This is a genomic window from Pseudarthrobacter albicanus (genome assembly GCF_018224015.1).
GTDB classification, from domain to species: Bacteria; Actinomycetota; Actinomycetes; order Actinomycetales; family Micrococcaceae; genus Arthrobacter; species Arthrobacter albicanus.
Window position 1 is genome coordinate 1 of the sequence record NZ_JAGPOT010000237.1, and the last position, 308, is coordinate 308.

1 protein-coding gene is annotated in these 308 nt (G+C 67.9%); it reads left to right on the plus strand.

The features are described 5' to 3' along the window. Nucleotides 1-308, plus strand: a 308-nt coding sequence (locus J9611_RS21605) for a helix-turn-helix domain-containing protein (protein ID WP_211883393.1), incomplete at both ends; no start/stop codon positions are given.

Sequence of the window (308 nt, forward strand, 5' to 3'; positions counted from 1 at the left end):
TCCTCCACGGCAACCCTGGCCCTGCGGGCCCGCGCTGTCCTGCTGGCTGCCGACGGGATGCCGAATATCCAGATCGAGAAGACCACCGGCTTCTCGGCACCCACGGTCCTGAAATGGCGTAACCGCTATGCCGAGGGCGGGATCGAGGCCCTGTCCGATGTCCAGCGCCCGGGCCGGGAGCGGGAGATCGATGAGCTTGCCCTGATCGCCGACACCCTGACCAACGACGGGAAGCCGCCGGCGGAGCTGGGGATCTCGCACTGGTCCGCCCGGATCATGGCCGAGCGCCACGGGATTTCCTTTTCCTC